General features: G+C 62.1%; 10 protein-coding genes, 3 tRNA genes and 1 pseudogene. 8 read left to right on the top strand and 6 right to left on the bottom strand.

Features of this window, described 5'->3' with window-relative positions; genetic code table 11:
• Positions 1-15: 15 nt before the first annotated feature.
• The 6 genes from Uis1B_RS08350 to Uis1B_RS08325 all read left to right on the top strand — a co-directional run bounded on the left by Uis1B_RS08350 (position 16) and on the right by Uis1B_RS08325 (position 10910).
• Positions 16-2223 carry a DNA gyrase/topoisomerase IV subunit B gene (locus Uis1B_RS08350; RefSeq protein ID WP_101617336.1) on the top strand — a complete coding sequence of 736 codons (2208 nt, stop codon included), beginning with the start codon at positions 16-18 and terminating at the stop codon, positions 2221-2223.
• Between the two features lie 475 nt (positions 2224-2698).
• A complete protein-coding gene (gene uriH / locus Uis1B_RS08345; protein ID WP_101617491.1) occupies positions 2699-3658 on the top strand; it encodes a uridine-preferring nucleoside hydrolase UriH in 960 nt (319 codons plus the stop codon).
• An 81-nt stretch (positions 3659-3739) separates the two neighbouring features.
• The gene (locus tag Uis1B_RS08340; RefSeq protein WP_101617334.1) at positions 3740-4729 is read left to right on the top strand and encodes a ribokinase; all 990 of its coding nucleotides are present in this window, start codon (positions 3740-3742) and stop codon (positions 4727-4729) included.
• Positions 4730-4760: 31 nt separating this feature from the next.
• Positions 4761-5786 carry a LacI family DNA-binding transcriptional regulator gene (locus tag Uis1B_RS08335; RefSeq protein WP_243390323.1) on the top strand — a complete coding sequence of 342 codons (1026 nt, stop codon included), beginning with the start codon at positions 4761-4763 and terminating at the stop codon, positions 5784-5786.
• 47 nt (positions 5787-5833) lie between these two features.
• A complete protein-coding gene (locus Uis1B_RS08330) occupies positions 5834-10594 on the top strand; it encodes an Lhr family ATP-dependent helicase (RefSeq protein ID WP_101617329.1) in 4761 nt (1586 codons plus the stop codon).
• Between the two features lie 70 nt (positions 10595-10664).
• A complete protein-coding gene (locus Uis1B_RS08325) occupies positions 10665-10910 on the top strand; it encodes a hypothetical protein (protein ID WP_165782809.1) in 246 nt (81 codons plus the stop codon).
• A 46-nt stretch (positions 10911-10956) separates the two neighbouring features.
• On the opposite strand, the gene Uis1B_RS08320 is transcribed toward Uis1B_RS08325, so the two are convergent.
• From Uis1B_RS08320 to Uis1B_RS08310, 3 genes are all read right to left on the bottom strand, one after another.
• Positions 10957-11030: transfer RNA gene (locus Uis1B_RS08320), tRNA-Arg, on the bottom strand.
• 42 nt (positions 11031-11072) lie between these two features.
• Positions 11073-11146 (bottom strand) — tRNA-Arg (locus Uis1B_RS08315).
• 42 nt (positions 11147-11188) lie between these two features.
• A tRNA-Arg gene (locus Uis1B_RS08310) sits at positions 11189-11262 on the bottom strand.
• A 233-nt stretch (positions 11263-11495) separates the two neighbouring features.
• Here Uis1B_RS08310 and nhaA point away from each other — a divergent pair.
• Positions 11496-12761 (top strand): annotated as a pseudogene (gene nhaA / locus Uis1B_RS08305) (Na+/H+ antiporter NhaA); the annotation flags it as partial.
• A gap of 499 nt (positions 12762-13260) precedes the next feature.
• The gene (locus Uis1B_RS08300; RefSeq protein WP_423734881.1) at positions 13261-14061 is read left to right on the top strand and encodes an LOG family protein; all 801 of its coding nucleotides are present in this window, start codon (positions 13261-13263) and stop codon (positions 14059-14061) included.
• Between the two features lie 65 nt (positions 14062-14126).
• On the opposite strand, the gene Uis1B_RS08295 is transcribed toward Uis1B_RS08300, so the two are convergent.
• From Uis1B_RS08295 to Uis1B_RS08285, 3 genes are all read right to left on the bottom strand, one after another.
• On the bottom strand, positions 14127-14813 hold the full coding sequence (locus Uis1B_RS08295; RefSeq protein ID WP_101617323.1) for an O-methyltransferase: 687 nt from the start codon (positions 14811-14813) through the stop codon (positions 14127-14129).
• 56 nt (positions 14814-14869) lie between these two features.
• On the bottom strand, positions 14870-15841 hold the full coding sequence (locus tag Uis1B_RS08290; protein WP_243390322.1) for a succinate dehydrogenase/fumarate reductase iron-sulfur subunit: 972 nt from the start codon (positions 15839-15841) through the stop codon (positions 14870-14872).
• Between the two features lie 61 nt (positions 15842-15902).
• Positions 15903-17789 (bottom strand): FAD-binding protein, encoded by a 1887-nt coding sequence (locus Uis1B_RS08285; RefSeq protein WP_101617321.1) that lies wholly within the window; start codon positions 17787-17789, stop codon positions 15903-15905.
• Positions 17790-17802 lie beyond the last annotated feature (13 nt).

Below are 17802 nucleotides of genomic sequence, written 5' to 3'. Positions count from 1 at the left end.
AATCAGAAAAGGAATATGGCAACAGCAGAAGAATACGACGCCAAGGATCTGGCCGTTCTTGAAGGGCTTGACGCCGTTCGCAAGCGTCCGGGCATGTATATCGGCACCACCGACAGTCAGGGGCTGATGCACTGCCTGTGGGAGATCATCGACAATTCCGTGGACGAGGCCCTGGCTGGCTTCTGCGACCGGATCGTCGTCACGCTTCATACCGACGGCTCGATCACCGTGGCCGACAACGGTCGAGGCATTCCCGTCGACAAGGAGCCCAAGACCGGGCTTTCCGGCGTGGAAGTGGTGATGACCAAGTTGCACGCCGGTGCCAAGTTCGGCAATTCCTCGTATACCGCGGTGGGTGGTCTGCACGGTGTCGGTTCGTCGGTGGTCAATGCGCTCAGCTCTCGTCTTGACGTGGAGGTGGACCGTAACGGCAGGACGTACCGCATGGAGTTCCATCAGGGGCATCCAGGCGTGTATGAGGACGCTGACCCCGATCATCCCAGCCCTGAATCCAAGTTCGTCAAGACCCGCAAGCGCAGGCCGACCGAACTGCGTGAGGTGGGTACGGTTCCGTCGGGCACCACGGGTACGCGCATCCGGTACTGGCTCGATCCCGAAATCTTCAACAGCACCGCCGTGTTCAGCTACGACCAGCTCATCGACCGTGTGCGGCAGACCAGCTTTCTGGTGCCGGGACTGCATATCGTGGTGGTCGACGAGTCGGTTCCGGAGACCGGCGACGCCTCCGTGGACGATCTGCAGGAGACGGACGATCAGCAGGGGCTGGATGATCGGCGGGATGCGGATGATCCGCAGCATGCCGCGGGTCCGGGTCATGCACGGGTCGAGGAATTCCTGCACACCGGCGGCGTGGTCGATTTCGTCGATTTCCTGTCCAAGGGCGATCCCGTATGCGACATCTGGCACATCCACGGTGACGACACCTATCAGGAGGAGACTCAGGCGGTCGATGAGAACGGCGATCTGCATGCGCGGATGGTCGAACGCGACTGCGGCGTGGACATCGCTCTGCGATGGACCAACGATTACGAAACCACGATACGCAGTTTCGTCAATGTGGTGTCCACGCCCGGCGGCGGCACGCACGTCGATGGATTCCTCACCGCCCTGACCCGGCAGGTGCGTAAGACCGTGGAGGCGAATGCCCGTCGTCTCAAGGTGAATCTCAAGGACTCCTCGACCAGAATCGAACGTGACGATGTGATGACGGGTCTGGTCGCCGTGGTCACCGTGCGTATCGCGGAGCCCCAGTTCCAGGGACAGACCAAGGACGTGCTGGGCACCGCGCAGGTCAAGCCGATCGTGGCCAAACTCACCGACCGGATGTTCGGTGAGCTGATCACCGGGTCCAAGCGCGGGTACAAGGAGCAGTCCTCCCGTGTGCTGGAGAAGATCGTCGGTGAGATGCATGCCCGCATTCAGGCGCGGAAGACCAAGGAGGTCACGCGGCGCAAGAACGCCCTGGAATCCGCTTCGATGCCGTCGAAGCTTTCCGATTGCATGCCGGGAAACGATGACGTGGCGGAGCTGTTCATCGTGGAGGGTGATTCGGCGCTCGGCACGGCCAAGGCCGCAAGAAACTCCGGTTTCCAGGCGTTGCTGCCGATCCGAGGGAAGATTCTCAACGTGCAGAAGGCCTCCGTGTCCCAGATGCTGGCCAACAAGGAATGCGGGGCCATCATTCAGGTGGTCGGAGCCGGTTCCGGTGCCACATTCGACCTGTCACAGGCTCGATACAACAAGATCATCATGATGACCGATGCCGATGTGGACGGCGCGCACATCCGCATCCTGCTGCTGACGTTGTTCTACCGCTATATGCGGCCTCTGATCGAGGCGGGTCACGTCTATGCCGCGGTGCCGCCGTTGCATCGCATCGCGCTGACCGGCAAACGCAGAGGCGAGTACATCTACACGTATTCCGACGATGAGCTTGCATCCCAGCTTGACCGGCTGAGGAGGGAGCGCATCGGATTCGACGAGGATATTCAGCGGTACAAGGGTCTGGGCGAGATGGATGCCGATCAGCTCGCCGATACCACGATGGACCCCCGTACGCGAATGCTCCGACGCATCCGCATGGAGGACGCCGAACAGGCGAGTGGCATTTTCAGTCTGCTGATGGGCGACGAGGTGCCTCCCCGCAAGGCGTTCATCGTGAAGAACGCCGATGATTTCGACCGTTCCAAGATCGATACCTGACGTGGAGGAACGATACCTGACGTGACTGCGTTCACCTGATCCTGATACGTCCGACGGGGTCTCGCATGCGGCTTGATGCCGCATGCGGGGGGGTATGGGCCGGACTGCGTGTCCGGCTTCCCTGGTGTGTTTGGCTTCCCTGGTGTGTTTGGCTTCCCCTTGAGGGGAAGCTGTCTGCGGAGCTGACTGATGAGGTGAGGGTCCATAATCCGGAATTGAACTGCACCCCGTCAAACGGTGTTAAAACCCATGCGTCTTCGGTTGTGCGGAACGTTCGTGGCAAACGTTCCGCGACACGGGATTTGCGCGAATTAGTTTAACGTTTTACCATAATTGAGGTGCCGGATCTCCCGGCGAGGTCTGCGACCGATGGGGTAGACGGTCGCAGGAAACGCCCCCGACGCACGGTCGTGCGTCGCACAACGAAGGAGTTGTCATGTCCTCAAGCGCGAATGCCGATGTCTCCCGGAACGAAGTGCGCGACATCATTCTCGATTCCGATCCCGGTCACGACGATGCCGTGGCGATTCTGCTGGCGCTGGGCAATCCCGCGATCAATCTGCTCGGCGTCACCACCATCGGAGGCAATCAGAGCCTTGACAAGGTGACCTACAATGCCCGTGCCGTGCTGGAAAAGGCCGGCGCTGTCGATATCCCCGTTCATGCCGGATGCGACCGTCCGTTGCTGCGTCCGCTGAAGGTGGCGGCCTCCGTGCACGGCGATACCGGACTCGACGGCGTGGAGCTGCCGGTTCCCACCCGTCCCCTGGACGATGGACACGCCGTGAACTGGCTGATCGATACGATCATGGCGAGTGAGCCGAAGTCGATCACTCTGGTGCCCACGGGGCCGCTGACCAACATTGCGTTGGCAGTTCGTCTTGAGCCGAGAATCGTCGATCGCGTGCGCGAGGTCGTGCTGATGGGTGGCGGGTATCACGTCGGCAACTCCACCGCCGTGGCCGAGTTCAACATTCAAACCGATCCCGAAGCGGCGCACATCGTTTTCAACGAGGCATGGCCGGTGACCATGGTCGGCCTCGATCTGACCCATCAGGCGTTGTGCACTCCCGAGGTGCAGCGGCGCATTCAGTCCGCTTCGGACAATCTCGGACCGTTCGTCAGCGGTCTGATGGACTTCTTCCGCAAGGCCTACGCGGCCAATCAGGACTTCGTCGACCCTCCTGTGCACGACCCCTGCACCGTGGCGTACCTCATCGATCCGGGCATCGTGCGGACCCGTCGCTGTCCGGTGGACGTGGAAACCCACGACGGCCTGACGCTGGGCATGACCGTTGCGGATCTGAGAGGACCCGAGCCTTCGGCCGGGGAATGTCATACGCAGGTGGCCACCAAGCTGGATTTCGACGGATTCTGGAATCTGGTGGAGGATGCCATCCGGCGTCTCGACGGCACGCTTGATCGTCAGGCGTGATTGCCAGGCGCGATTGTCGGCCGAAAGAACGAATAGAACGAAACGACAGACGAACGGCAACAGGAAGGGAACGGATTCGTCATGCAGACCGAACACATCTCCAAGGAACAGGTATTCTCCGATCTTGACGGCTGTGCCGCGTCCGAGCGAACGCTGGCCGTGGTCGGCTCCATGAACGCCGACTATACCGTGACCACCGAACGGCTTCCCGGGCCTGGTGAAACGGTGAACGCCGGCCCTCTGATCGTGCTGCCCGGCGGAAAGTCGGGCAATCAGGCGGCCACGGCGGCCCGCATCGGGGCCAGGGTGCACATGCTGGGCGCCGTCGGCGACGACTCGAACGCCGATTTCCTGCTCGACAAGCTGAAGGCGGCCGGCGTCGATGTCGATGACGTGCTGCACGTCGAAGGGCCGAGCGGTACGACGGTGATCACCGTGGATTCCCGCGGGGAGAACACCATCGTGTATTCACCCGGCTCCAATGCCCGGGTAAGCGTCGAATACGTGGAGGAGCATGCGTCCGTCATCACCGGCGCTGCGGTGCTTGGACTGTGCCTGGAAAGCCCGATGGATACGGTGATCGCCGCGGCGAGGATCGCCCATGAGGCCGGAGTGAAGGTGCTGGTGAACGATTCCCCGTTCGTGCCTCAGCTGCCTCGTGAGCTGGTGGAGAACTCCGACATTCTGCTGGTCAATGAGCATGAGATGAGCCAGCTGCTGGGCATTGAGGAGCCTGCGGACGGCGACTGGGATGCGATGGACTGGGATGCGATCGCACGGCGGATGAAGGGATTCGGCTACGAGCAGGCGGTGATCACGCTGGGTGGCGACGGCAGCGTGGTGATCGACGACGGCGAGTGTCACCGGGTGCCGCCGGTGACGGTGAAGGCCGTGGACACCACCGGATGCGGGGATTCGTTCATGGGGACGATTCTGGCGGGTCTCGCCTCCGGACTGACGCTCGTGCGCGCGGCCCATGTGGCCGCCTATGTGGCCGCCTACGCCGCGACGGGGCATGGTGCCCAGGCTTCGTACGGCACGACCGAGCAGGTCCGGGCGCTGTTCGCCTGATTGCTTCTGGCCGACGATTGGAGGTATGTGCGTGGGCAGACGAACCACCATCAAGGACGTGGCCGCGGAGGCGGGGGTCTCCGTCACCGCGGTGTCCCTGGTGCTCAATGATCGTCCCTCACGGGTTTCCGAGGAGACAAGGCGGCATATTCTCGATGTCGCCGAACGAATGAACTACGTGCCCAATCAGGTGGCGCGAACACTGGTGACGCAGCGTTCCATGCTGCTGGCGCTGATCGTGCCGGACATTCAGAATCTGTTCTTCGCGGGATTGGCCAAGCGCATCGAGGATGAATGCCAGCAGGCGGGCTATTCGCTGATCGTCGCCAATTCGGGTGATTCGCGACAGACCGAACAACGGCTGATCTCCCGCCTGGCGGGCCGTGGCGTCGACGGGGTGTTCCTGATCGCGGCCGGGGAGAGCTGCGCAGACGTCGACGAGTTGCGGTCGGATGTCGAGGCATGCCCATGCCCGGTGGTGCTCGTCGACCGTCTCATCGACGTCGATTGGTGCGACGGCGTGGGCATCGACAACCGTGCGGGCGGCAGGCTCGCCGCACGGTTTCTGGTCGAAAGCGGTCATCGGCGCATAGCCTGCATATCCGGTGAAACCAGCGTGGGCAATGCCGCCGGCAGACGGGACGGGTTTCTCGAAGGTCTCGCCGAAGTCGCGATTTCGCCGGTCGCGGTGGTGGAGGGGGACTATCGTTACGACAGCGGTTACGAAGCGTCCGAGGCCATCGTCGCATCCGGCGCCACGGCCGTGTTCTGCTGCAATGATCTCATGGCCCTCGGGCTGATGCAGGGATTGCGTCATATGGGCCGATCGATTCCCGATGACGTCTCCGTGATCGGATATGACGGGATAGCCGAGCGTTTCGGCTTCGGAGCCATGCTCACCACCATCGGGCAGAAGATTGGATGGCTGTCGCATGAGGCGACGACGCTGATGCTTGATCGGATTGATACGCAGGATGGTTCCGACGAGGCTGAAACCGTTGTGCTGCCCCCCGAACTGATCCGCCGCGGAACCGTCGCCCAATTGCGTAGACCGTAACCTAGGCTGGAAGGCCATCGTCGGCACCCCGGTTCATAATCGAACATATGTACGATGATATGCGCATGTTTTCGGAGCCGACGCGGGCATGGTTCTCTCATGCGTTCGGAGAGCCGACGGAAGTGCAGAGGCGGACGTGGCCGGTGATCCAGCGGGGTGAGCATGCGTTGGTGATCGCCCCGACCGGGTCGGGAAAGACGCTGTCGGCGTTCTTGTGGGCGATCGACGGTCTGCTGGCGCGGGGACTGCCTTCGCAGGATCCGCATGCGATGGGATTGCCGGATCGATCCGACGAATCCGGCATCGATGATCCGGCTGTGGGCGACCGGCATGATGCGAATCGACCGGGCGTGAAGGTGCTGTACGTCTCGCCGCTGAAGGCATTGGGCGTTGATGTGGCCAAAAATCTGGAACGCCCGCTGCGGGGCATCACCGAGGAGTATGCGGCACGGGGACAGGGGGCATTCCCCGTCCGGGTGGCGATTCGCACCGGAGACACCACCGCCCGGCAACGTCGGGCGATCGCCGCGCATCCACCCGATATTCTCGTCACTACGCCGGAATCGCTGTATCTCATGCTCACGTCGAAGGCATGCAGCGTTCTGCGTACCGTGCGCATGGTGATCGTGGATGAGGTGCATGCGATGGCGGGCACCAAACGTGGTGCGCATCTGTCGGTCAGTCTTGAGCGGCTCGACGCACTGGCCGAAGGGGACGTGCAGCGGGTGGGGTTGTCTGCAACGGTCAATCCTCCCGCCGAAGTCGCCCGATTCCTCGGCGGGGACAGGACGGTGACCATCGTCGATGCCGGTCGGCGGTCGCCCATGGATCTGCGCGTGGTGGAGCCTCTGCCTGATATGCGGGATCTCTCATCCACCGTGGTGGCCGCCGGGGGCGATGGGTTTCGTTCCGTTTCGATACCGTCGGAGGACGATTCCACGTCGAATCCCCGATCATCGACGCGGAACGGGGGGCGCGTCGGTTCAGGCGGATCAATCTGGCCGTTCGTGGAGCGTGGCGTGCTCGAGGAGATTCTGCGACACCGCACCACGTTGGTGTTCGTCAATTCTCGTGGTCTGGCCGAGAAGCTGACCGCGCGGCTCAACGACCTGTATGCACAGCGATCGTCGGCATATGACGAACGTGGTTCGGCCGAAGGCAGATCGAATTTCTCCGAACACTATGACGCCGTCGTCGGGTCCTCGACCATGCTGGTCGGATCGCATGACGGCGATGAGGTGATCGCCATGGCCCACCACGGTTCGGTGTCCAAGGAACGGCGCAAGCAGATCGAGGAGAATCTCAAGCAGGGGCGTCTGCGATGCGTCGTCGCCACCAGCAGCCTCGAACTGGGCATCGACATGGGCTCGGTCGACCTGGTCATTCAGATAGCGCCCCCGCTTTCGGTCTCCTCCGGTCTGCAGCGTGTGGGTCGTGCCGATCATCGGGTCGGAGGAGTATCACGGGCGTTGTTCTATCCGCTGACGAGGGCGCAGATCCTTGATGTCGCGACGGATCTTGAATGCATGACCGAGGGAAACATCGAACCAGTGCGCATCCCGACCAATCCTTTGGACATCCTCGCCCAACAGACCGTGGCGGCCGCATCCATGCACGATCTCGACGCCGACGACTGGTACGGCCTGATCCGGCGCTCGGCTCCATTCGCCGAACTGGATCGCCGATCCTTCGACGCGGTGCTCGGCATGATGTCCGGCGACTACAACTCCGAGGAATTCAGCGCATTCCGTCCGCGGCTCGCATGGAACCATGAGAACAACATGATCTCGGCGCTTCCCGGCGCGCAGCGAATTGCGGTGACCAGCGGAGGAACCATACCCGATCGCGGACTATACACGGTGATGCTTCCCGAATCCGAATCCGGCGGAGGTCCTCGCCGTGTGGGAGAGCTGGACGAGGAGATGGTCTACGAATCCCGGGTCGGAGACATCATCACGCTGGGCGCCTCCACATGGCAGATCCGGCAGATCACCCGCGACCGGGTGATCGTCGTCCCTGCGCCGGGGCGCACCTCACGATTGCCGTTCTGGCATGGCGAAGGCCCCGGAAGGGATTACGCATTCGGCGTTGCGAAAGGTCGCGTCACACGGGAGCTGGCGGCGGGGCTGATCGGCGGTGATCACGCCGAAGCGGCATCCGCGAACATCGGCGACGAAACGGGATCACGGATCGGGATGCCGGCGTTCGACGAACGGACCGAACGGCGTCTGCGCAACGACGGTCTGGACGAGAACTCCATATCGAATCTGGCCACGCTGCTCGACGAACAACGACGGGCCATCGGCGTGGTGCCGGACGACGGCCATCTGATCGTGGAACGATATCACGACGAGGACGGTGGATGGCGTGTGATGCTGCACAGTCCGTATGGTCGTCGCGTGCATGAGCCATGGGCGTTGGCCATCGCCGGCAGACTTTCCGGCGACTACGGATTCGACGGACACGTCTATGCGGCGGATGACGGCATCGTGATCCAGCTGCCGGACGGGGACGGTGAGATCGACCTCCAGCGAGTGCTGCGCTTCGATCCGGATGAAATCCGAGGCGATGTGGCCAGACGTGTAGGCGGTTCGGTGCTGTTCGCCTCGCGATTTCGCGAATGCGCGGCCAGATCGCTGTTCATGCCCCGTGTCGAACCGGGGCGTCGCGTACCGTTGTGGCAGCAGCGTCTTAGGGCCGCACAGCTGCTGCAGGCGGCCAGGGCGAAACGGAATTTTCCTCTGCTGCTGGAGACCGCCCGCGAATGCCTTCGCGACGTCTATGATCTGCCGTCGTTGTGCGGGATCATGCGCGATCTGGCATCCGGACGCATATCGATGAGCGAGGTCGAAACCGAATCACCGTCGCCTTTCGCAAGGAACGTGCTGTTCGGCTTCGTCGGCGAGGTGATGTACCAGTACGATCAGCCGCAGGCGGAACGGGCCGCGCAGCTGCTGTCCATGGATCCGCAGGTGCTGGAACGGCTGCTTGGCGAGCAGGATCTTTCCGCTGTGCTGGACGCCCGATCGATTCGCGAGGTGGAGGAGGAACTATCCCGACATGAGTTCTGGAACGAACTCGACGAGCATGACGTTCGCGGCCGTGTGGCACGGTATGCGAAAACGCATGGACCGTTCACCGCTGACGAAGCGGTGCGTGATCTGGGATTGGGGGCGCAGGACGTCGTCCATGCACTGGACGAAATGTATGAAAACGGGGAACTGCTTTCCGGACGGTTCACGACCGCCGATACGGACGATTCGCACTGTGCGGACGATTCGCACCATGCGGATGATTCATCGATGAGGCAATGGCTGCACGTATCGGTGTTCCGGCGCATTCGCGCTCGCTCGTTGGACAGGGCGCGCAGGGCCATCAGACCCGTTTCGTTGGCCGACTACCAGCGCTTCCTGCTTGATCGGCAGGGCGTCGGACCGGTCGGAGGGGAACGGTATGAAGGCGTTGACGGTCTGATGAAGGTGATCGAGCAATTGGAGGGAATGCCGTTGCCTGCGGGACTGTGGGAGACGGACGTGTTCCCGGTCCGCGTGCGCGACTATCGGCCGGAAATGCTTGATGAGCTGCTGTCTTCCGGAGAGGTGGTCTGGGTCGGTTCGAAAGCGGCTGGTTCCTCCTCGACGGGGCGGATTGCATTCTACCCAGCCGATTCGCCGTTGCTGCCGAACCATTCGTCGGATGCGGTGACGGATGGGCGTAGCGCGACGGGGGAGGACGGCGGCAGCGATGACGGCGATGGCGGCGAGGATCACGATGGCGACGGCATCCTCGATCTGCTGAATACGGGAGGCGCCTACCATGCGCGGCAGCTCAAACCGGCGTCCATGGACGCCGCGGCGTTCTCCGATCGGTTGTGGCAATTGGTGTGGCAGGGCAGGGTGACCAATAGCGGGTTCGCCGCGGTGCGTGCCATGATTTCACGGGGTCGGAGTCGCCGGAATTCCCCCGTCGGCCGTGCTCGTACCATTCGTGCCGTCCGCAGGCCGCGTATCGGAGTCGCCGGTGGATCGGTCGCAGCGGGAAGACATCCGTTCGCGCAGATCACGCTCACCGGCATGTGGTCGCTGGTCCCCGAAGGGTCGGACGAACCTGCGCGCCGGGTGGTGGCGATGATCGAGACGCTGCTCGACGGGTATGGGGTCGTCTGTGCTCCGTTGCTTGAGCTGCTCAATGAGCGCGGAGGATTCTCACGCCTGTATCCGGTGCTCAGACGCATGGAGGAGCGAGGGACGATACTGCGCGGCATGTTCGTCGAAGGATTGGGGGCGGCCCAGTTCGCCGCCAGGGATACGGTGGAGGCGCTGCGCGGTATGAGTGAGCGATCAGCCACTCAGACCGGTGGACGGCGTGATGCCCGTGCGGCTTCCGTGGCGGCGGTCGATGCGCTGGACCCTGCGAATCTGGTCGGTGCCGTGATGCCGTGGCCTCGGGTGGGGAATATGATGGACGTCGAATCGGAACGGGCATTGCATCCCACGAGGCGTGAAGGGGCCATGCTGGTGCTGATCGACGGATCGGCGACCTTGTATGCCGCCGTACGGAGCCATCATCTGCTGGTTTTCGGTGACGCTGCGGGGCCGGAAGACGACTTGGACGATGGTGGCGTTGGAGAAGATCGGATGAGACGGGCCTGTGCGGAACTCGCCTATGCCATCAGACGCCGTTACCGTTCCACCCGGTTTCTTTCCGATGTCAACGGGTATCCGCTCACTTCCCGCAGCAGGGTTCGGCAGCTGCTCCACGCCGCCGGTTTCGTTCCCTCTCCTCAGGGCATGACGCTCTATCCGTGAACGGTTTCGCGGATTATAGTCCGTTGCCCTGCGTATGGTGGGCGGACGATATGAATGGGAGGTCGAAGCAGTGGATGCGATGGATGCGGTGAATGAATTGAGATACATCGGTCATAATGTGGCGGCGGCGTCGCATTTGCTGTCGAATGTCAGCGATTCCATGCTTCTTGAAATCTTCGGGACCTTGGATGCCGCGGGGGATTCGTACTATCGGAACATCGTCGGCGTCGAGATGCTGCGTCGTGGAATGGAGCCTGGGGGAGACGTGCTGTCGTTCAACGAAGGCATCGACGGCGACGAAAACAACAGGCCCTGAAATTGGTAAAGCCCTTCGGAAACCAAGGCTTCCGAAGGGCTTATCGTGCGCCAGACAGGATTCGAACCTGCAACCTTTTGATCCGTAGTCAAATGCTCTAATCCATTGGGCTACTGGCGCAATGAAACACCTGCGTGGAACTGCTTCCTCCGCAAGCTTTCGTGCGCCAGACAGGATTCGAACCTGCAACCTTTTGATCCGTAGTCAAATGCTCTAATCCATTGGGCTACTGGCGCAATGAAACACCTGCGTGGAACTGCTTCCTCCGCAAGCTTTCGTGCGCCAGACAGGATTCGAACCTGCAACCTTTTGATCCGTAGTCAAATGCTCTAATCCATTGGGCTACTGGCGCAACACCTGAACGCTTGATTCAGGCAACTCGGATAGATTAACGCTCTTTGCCGATCAGGGCAAATCGGCGTGTCGTATGAAGACGTCGCAGTAAGTCCTCAGCGGAAATGTTTCGATGAATCGGTAAGGTTGAACGTATTCGAGAGCAAAGGAGTGAAGGTGGTCGGTAGCCGATTCGGATTATGGTCGAGAATCAAGCGCGTGGCGGCTTCGGATACGATATCCGGCCTGATCATGCTCGGATTCGCTCTTGTCGGCCTGCTGCTCGCCAATATTCCCGTCACCTCGCATCTCTTCGAATCGATAGCCGAAACGCATATGGCCGTGCCGTACACCAATATCGATCTTCCTCTTGGCCACTGGGCGCAGGACGGTCTGCTCACCATCTTCTTCCTGGTGGTGGGGCTGGATCTCAAACAAGAGCTGACCACCGGATCATTGGCGAATCCCAAGGCGGCTGCCGTTCCCATGGCTTGCGCCGTAGGAGGCATGGCCGTACCCCCGTTGCTGTTCCTGCTGGTGACCTGGCTGTTCTCGGCATTCGGTCCGCCCGCCCCCGGATTGGAGATCGTCGCTTCCGGCGCAGTTCATCCGTTCAGTGCCATTTCCCAAGGATGGGCCATTCCGATGGCCACCGACATCGCGTTCTCGCTTACGGTGCTGGCCCTGTTCGCCAAGGGGCTGCCCGGCAGCATCCGTGCGTTTCTCATGACGCTGGCCACCGTCGACGATCTGCTGGCGGTGATCGTCATCGCGTTGTTCTTTTCGTCGCTCAACGCGTGGTACTGGTTCCTCGGCATCGTCGTATGCGCTGCCGTCTGGGCGTATCTGGTCCGGCGCCGCCGCGTGCCCTGGCCGGTAGTGGTGATCGTCGGTGCTCTTGCATGGGTGATGATGTTCGAGGCCGGCGTGCACCCCACGCTGGCGGGCATGCTGGTGGGACTGCTCACGCCATCCCGCGAAATGCATGGTGAGACGTCCCCCCGCGCGGAGCGATACAAGGAGAAGCTTCAGCCGTTCTCGGCACTACTGGCGCTGCCGATCTTCGCCCTGTTCGCCACGGGGGTGCATTTCGAAGCGTTGAGCCCGGCGATGATGGTGTCGCCCGTGGTGCTCGGCATCGTCGCCGCACTGGTGATCGGCAAGCCCCTCGGCATCATGATCACCGCATGGTTGGCTACGCATCCCATCGGTCTCAGTCTGCCGAAGGGCCTGCGGGTGCGTGATCTGTTCCCCGCCGCGTGCGCATGCGGCATCGGCTTCACCGTATCGTTCCTGCTCGCCACACTGGCCTACGACGATCCCGAGTTGTCCGGCGAGGCCCGGTTCGGTGTGCTGGTCGGCTCCTTGATCTCCGCAATGGTCGCCGGTCTGCTGCTCAATCATCAGGCCCGCGGCTTCCGCAGTCGCGCGGCGGAGCGAGAACTGGCCGAAGCCGCACGAAAGGCCGCAGGCGCCGATGCGAATATCGAGGAGGTCCTGGCGGACGGCTCGATCACCATCTCCATGAAGGCGCTGAGCCCGGAGGCGATCAGACGGTATCGGGAACGTCACCCCGAACGGTTCGCAACCGAGGAAGGCTCGTCCTCCGAGGAAGAACGGCGAACCACTACGGTCAAACCCGGAAGCAGGCATATCAGCCGATTGAAGCGCCGCATGCGCGAGCTGGGCAAGGGATCGGGGAAGGCGACCGGATCGAAGCGGGGCAGGGGACACCGACGGTAGAGCCTCTGCAATGAAGCGGTAGAACCTTCGTAAGAACACGTCGCAATGCAATGACGTCGCAATGCATGAAGCAGTCAAGGGAGTGAAAGGCATCATGGCCAAGATCATCAAGAAAAACGGCAAAAAGGCCAAGAAGAGCGGCAAGGCCGACGACAAGGTCGAGCAGCACGGATCGGTCGAGAAAGAGACCGTCAGGAAGCACGGAAGCGGGAAGCACCACGGCAAGACGAAGAAGAACGAAGTCGCGAACGTCGGCGACCGGACCGGCACGGCAGTGCGGCCGGAGGCACGGGCCGATACCTTTGACGAAGGTGACGCGACGTCCGATTTCCATGAAGAGAGCTCACCGCTGGGCGAGACCTACCATCGCGGACCGGTGGTGATGCGAGGATCGATGATTCCGAACGACACCACCAGCGGCAATCTGCTGCGCAACAACGAAAGCACGGACTGGCTGCACATGGATCCGTGGAGGGTGCTGCGCATTCAGGCCGAGTTCGTGGACGGATTCGGTGCGCTCGCCGAAGTGGGACCGGCCGTGGCCGTGTTCGGTTCGGCGCGTACCAAGCGTACGGATCCCACCTACAAGGCCGCGCGTCGCATGGGGCGTCTGCTGGCCGAACGAGGCGTCGCCACCATCACCGGCGGCGGTCCGGGCATCATGGAAGCCGCGAATCGGGGCGCGTCGCTGGCCGGTGGCACGTCCGTGGGTCTGGGCATCGAACTGCCGCATGAGCAGGGGCTGAACAACTACATCAATCTCGGGATGACCTTCCGATACTTCTTCGTGCGCAAGACCATGTTCGTCAAGTACTCCTCCGGTGTGATCGTATGCCCGGGAGGATTCGGCACGATGGACGAGATGTTCGAAGTGCTCACATTGGTCCAAACGCACAAGGTGACCACGATTCCGGTGGTGCTGTTCGACACGGCATACTGGAGCGGTCTCTTTGATTGGATCAACGGCACCCTGACGGAACGCGGCATGATCTCGCCGATCGATCCGAATCTCGTCACCCTGACCGATGATCCCGACGAAGCCGTGGACTACGCCACCAGGCTGATCGATCGATGATCTGATCGGCGGGATCCGTGCGGTCCGATGCCGTCGTAGCCGGTACCGAGTACGACGGCATCGGATCACCGTTTGATCGACAGAAGCAGTCCCGTGCCGATGGGTACGATGCACGATGAGAAGCGTTCGTCCTGCAGCGTCTCGTCGAGCAGCTCGCGCATATGCGTGGCCTTGTCTCCCCGGTCGGCCGGATTCAGCAGCCCTCCGCGGGAATCCTCGCAATCCAGAGCCAGAACATCGCACATCACCAGTTCGCCGCCGGATCTCAGCAGACGATGGGCATGATCCAGTGCGGAATCGTAGTTGACGTTCTCTCCGCTGATGACGATGAGATCGTAGTCGCTGGCGTTGAGCCGGGGAAAATACACGCCCGGCTTGGCGTTGACGACACGCAGCTTGGTGCGCATGCCGTCCTGGGTTCCGGAGAACGCACGGCGGATGAGCGCCGTGCCCTGGGCCGAGGAGTCGACGGCGGTGAGCTGCCCTCCGACCTCGCCGTCGACTTCCTCCAATGCTTCGAGCATATGGGCGGATTCCACCACGGACCCGGTTCCCAGCACGATCACCGATCTGGCTTTGAGCTGCCTGACCTGCATGGCGAGGAATTCGGCCTGTGCTGCGGAACCCTGATCGAATCCCGTATCGGCGCATTGCCTGCGAAGATGATGCAGTGCCGGCGTTTCGGTGGTGTAGGCCGTGTCCTCAATGAACTCCCAACCCTTCGCGAGATTGGTGTAATCGGTTCTGTTCATCGGTATCCTTTGTGACGTTGTCGAAGCTTGCCGGATTCGATTCCGGCGTGAATGGCTCAGGCGGCCGCCGTCTCCCGAGCCTTCCTGGCGGCATCGACCTTCTGAATGGTCTGCCACAGTTCCTCGCCCACGTCGATGCCCTTCGGACAGTGCATGGAGCAGGCTCTCACCGATTGGCATGCGGATGCTCCGTCGGAGCCCATCAGCGATTCCAGCCGGGTGTCGGCGATCGCATCACGGGAATCGTTGAGGAATCTGGAGACCATGATCATGGCGGCCGGGCCCACGAACGCCTCACCGCCCGCATACACCGGGCAGCTGCCTTCGCATACACCGCAGGCGATGCAGTTGCTCAGCAACTCGTACCGGGAAAGCTGTTCGGGATGCTGCAGGTATTCGAAAGCGTCGATCCGACCGTCGGCGGTGATCTTCAACGCTCCGTCGGCTTCGAGATATGGTTTCAGACGACGGATCTGATCAAGCATCGGATCCACGTCGGCGATCAGATCCCTCTGGGTCGGGAATCCCGGCAGTGCGGCAAGCTCGATGACCAGTGCCGTTCCCGGTTCGAGGGCGTCGAGGTCCAACGCATGAGCGTCATCGTCGACCGGCTCCCCGGTGGGACGAAACCCTTCATCATCCGTGAACGTGGGCGAATCCGGCTTTACCCAGTCGCGAACCTTCGCGGTGCACAGCAGAGTGGGCGTGCCGTTGATCGCCACCGCATCGGATCCGCACATGCCGTGTCCGCACGAGTAGCGGAAAGCCAGCGACGGATCCTGATCCCGTTTGATCGTCAGCAGACAGTCCAGCACGGAGTCGTTGGCATGGACGCTGACCTGATAATCCTGAGTCCACCGTTTGCCGCGGGTACGGGATGATCTTGCGGGCGATCCGGAATCCGAGAACGGTGATTTTCGGGCGAATGGACTGCCTCCGCGTCGTCGTGAGGCCTTTTCCGGTTTCGGGGTGAACCGTGCGATTCTCAGCGTCACGTCAAGCATGCGATTGGCATCGGCAGTGGTCATAGGGGGCAGCTCCTCAATCATCGGTACTGAAACACAGTGTAATAGAGTGTCTGATATCGATTCAGTAGGCGCGGGCCTTGGGCGGGAATTCGGTGATCACCACAGGCTGCCATGAGATGGCGGAGGTGCCATCGATCATGGAGTGCGACAGGAATCGTTCATCGTCACGGTTCGGGAAGTCGGTGCGATACAGAGAGCCGCGAGACTCCTCCCTGGCATCCGAGGCAACGAGCATGGCGGTTGCCAGACGCACCAGATGACGGGCTTCGAGAATGGCGGTGAGCTCCTGATTGTATGCGGCGGTTTCGCTGTGCGCATGCAGTGCGTCGACCCGTTCGGAGAGCTCACCGGTGACCGCGCGCAGTGCTTCGGTGAGTCCTGCGTGATCGCAGCGCACGGCTGCGTGACGTTCCATGGTCGCTCCCAGATCGGCCATCACACGATACGGATTATCATCGGTCCGGCGCTCGCCGTCGGTCGGCGCCTCCGAAGTCTCGGCAAGCAGCGACGCAATGATCCCGGATCGCTCCGCGGCGGCCTGGTCGACGGTTTCGCCGCCGTCATCGGCCTGCGAGGGGTCAAGACCCTCCTCAAGCGCGTTGGCGAAGGAGTCGGCGATCCTTGACGCGACGGCCTCGCCGGCACGGGTCCCGAACAGGCAGGCGTCAAGCAGGGAGTTCGCTCCCAGACGATTCGCTCCGTGCACGCTGACGCACGAGCATTCACCAGCGGCGAACAGTCCTTCCGCGGGCTGCCGTCGATCGCCGGACCACTCGTAGACGTTGCCGTCGGCCCCGATGGGGATGCCTCCCATCGTATAGTGGGCGGTCGGCCTGATCGGAATCAGATCGGTCGCCGGGTCAAGACCGGCGTAATCCCTCACCGTCTCGCAGACCTCGGGAAGACGGCTTTCCAGCACGTCGCGGCCCAAACCTCGCAGATCCAGCCATACGCAGTCTTTGGGGCCGTCGGGATCCTTCGGATCGGCCACGCCTCGTCCCGCATCGACCTCCTCCATGATGGATCGGGAGACCACGTCACGCGCCGCAAGATCCCCGTGACCCGGCGCATAGCGATCCATGAAATGCTCGCCATCGGCGTTCAGCAGACGACCGCCTTCACCTCGCGCCGCTTCGGACAGCAGAATGCCCGTATGGGCGAGTCCGGTGGGGTGGAACTGCACGAATTCGATGTCCTCCAGCTGGAGTCCGGCCTCCAACGCCAGCGACATGCCGTCTCCGGTGAGATCCCAGGAGTTGGACGTGGTGTGGAATATCCGTCCGGCGCCGCCGGTCGCCAACAGCACGTTGCGCGCCTTCACCGCATGGACCTTCCCCGAATGGGTGTCCAACGCCACCACTCCCTTGGTCGTGCGTCGCCCATCGTCGTCGTTCTCCAGCACCAGATCGGTGACATACCACTCCTCTGCGAACCGCACCCCCGCCTTTACGCATTGCTGCCACAGGGAGTGAAGGATCTGATGACCGATGCGGTCCGCGGCGTACGCGGTACGGTGCACCGGCTTCTGACCGAAATCGGCAGTGTGCCCGCCGAACAACCGTTGGGCGATGTGGCCGTCCTGCGTGCGGGAGAACGCCACGCCGTCATGCTCCAGACCGATCACGGTTCCGGGAGCCTCCTTGGCGAGAATCTCGGCCATGTCCTGATCCGCCAGCCAATCGCTGCCTTTGATGGTGTCGAACAGATGCCAATGCCAATCGTCATGCTCCATGTTGCCCAGACTGGCGGCGATGCCCCCCTCTGCGGAACCGGTGTGGGAGCGCAACGGCTGCAGCTTCGATATCACCAGGATCTTCGGATCCCCTCCCTGATCCACGACATTCCGATACGATTCGGAGCGGAGCAGGCCCAAGGCCGCCGACAGGCCCGCGGCTCCTGCCCCGACGATTACTGCATCATACTGTTCTTCCAACTGCTTCGGACTCATAACCATGATTGTC

The sequence above is a fragment of the Bifidobacterium margollesii genome, assembly GCF_002860355.1.
Taxonomy (GTDB): Bacteria; Actinomycetota; Actinomycetes; order Actinomycetales; family Bifidobacteriaceae; genus Galliscardovia; species Galliscardovia margollesii.
This window is presented reverse-complemented; position numbering and strand designations above follow the sequence as displayed.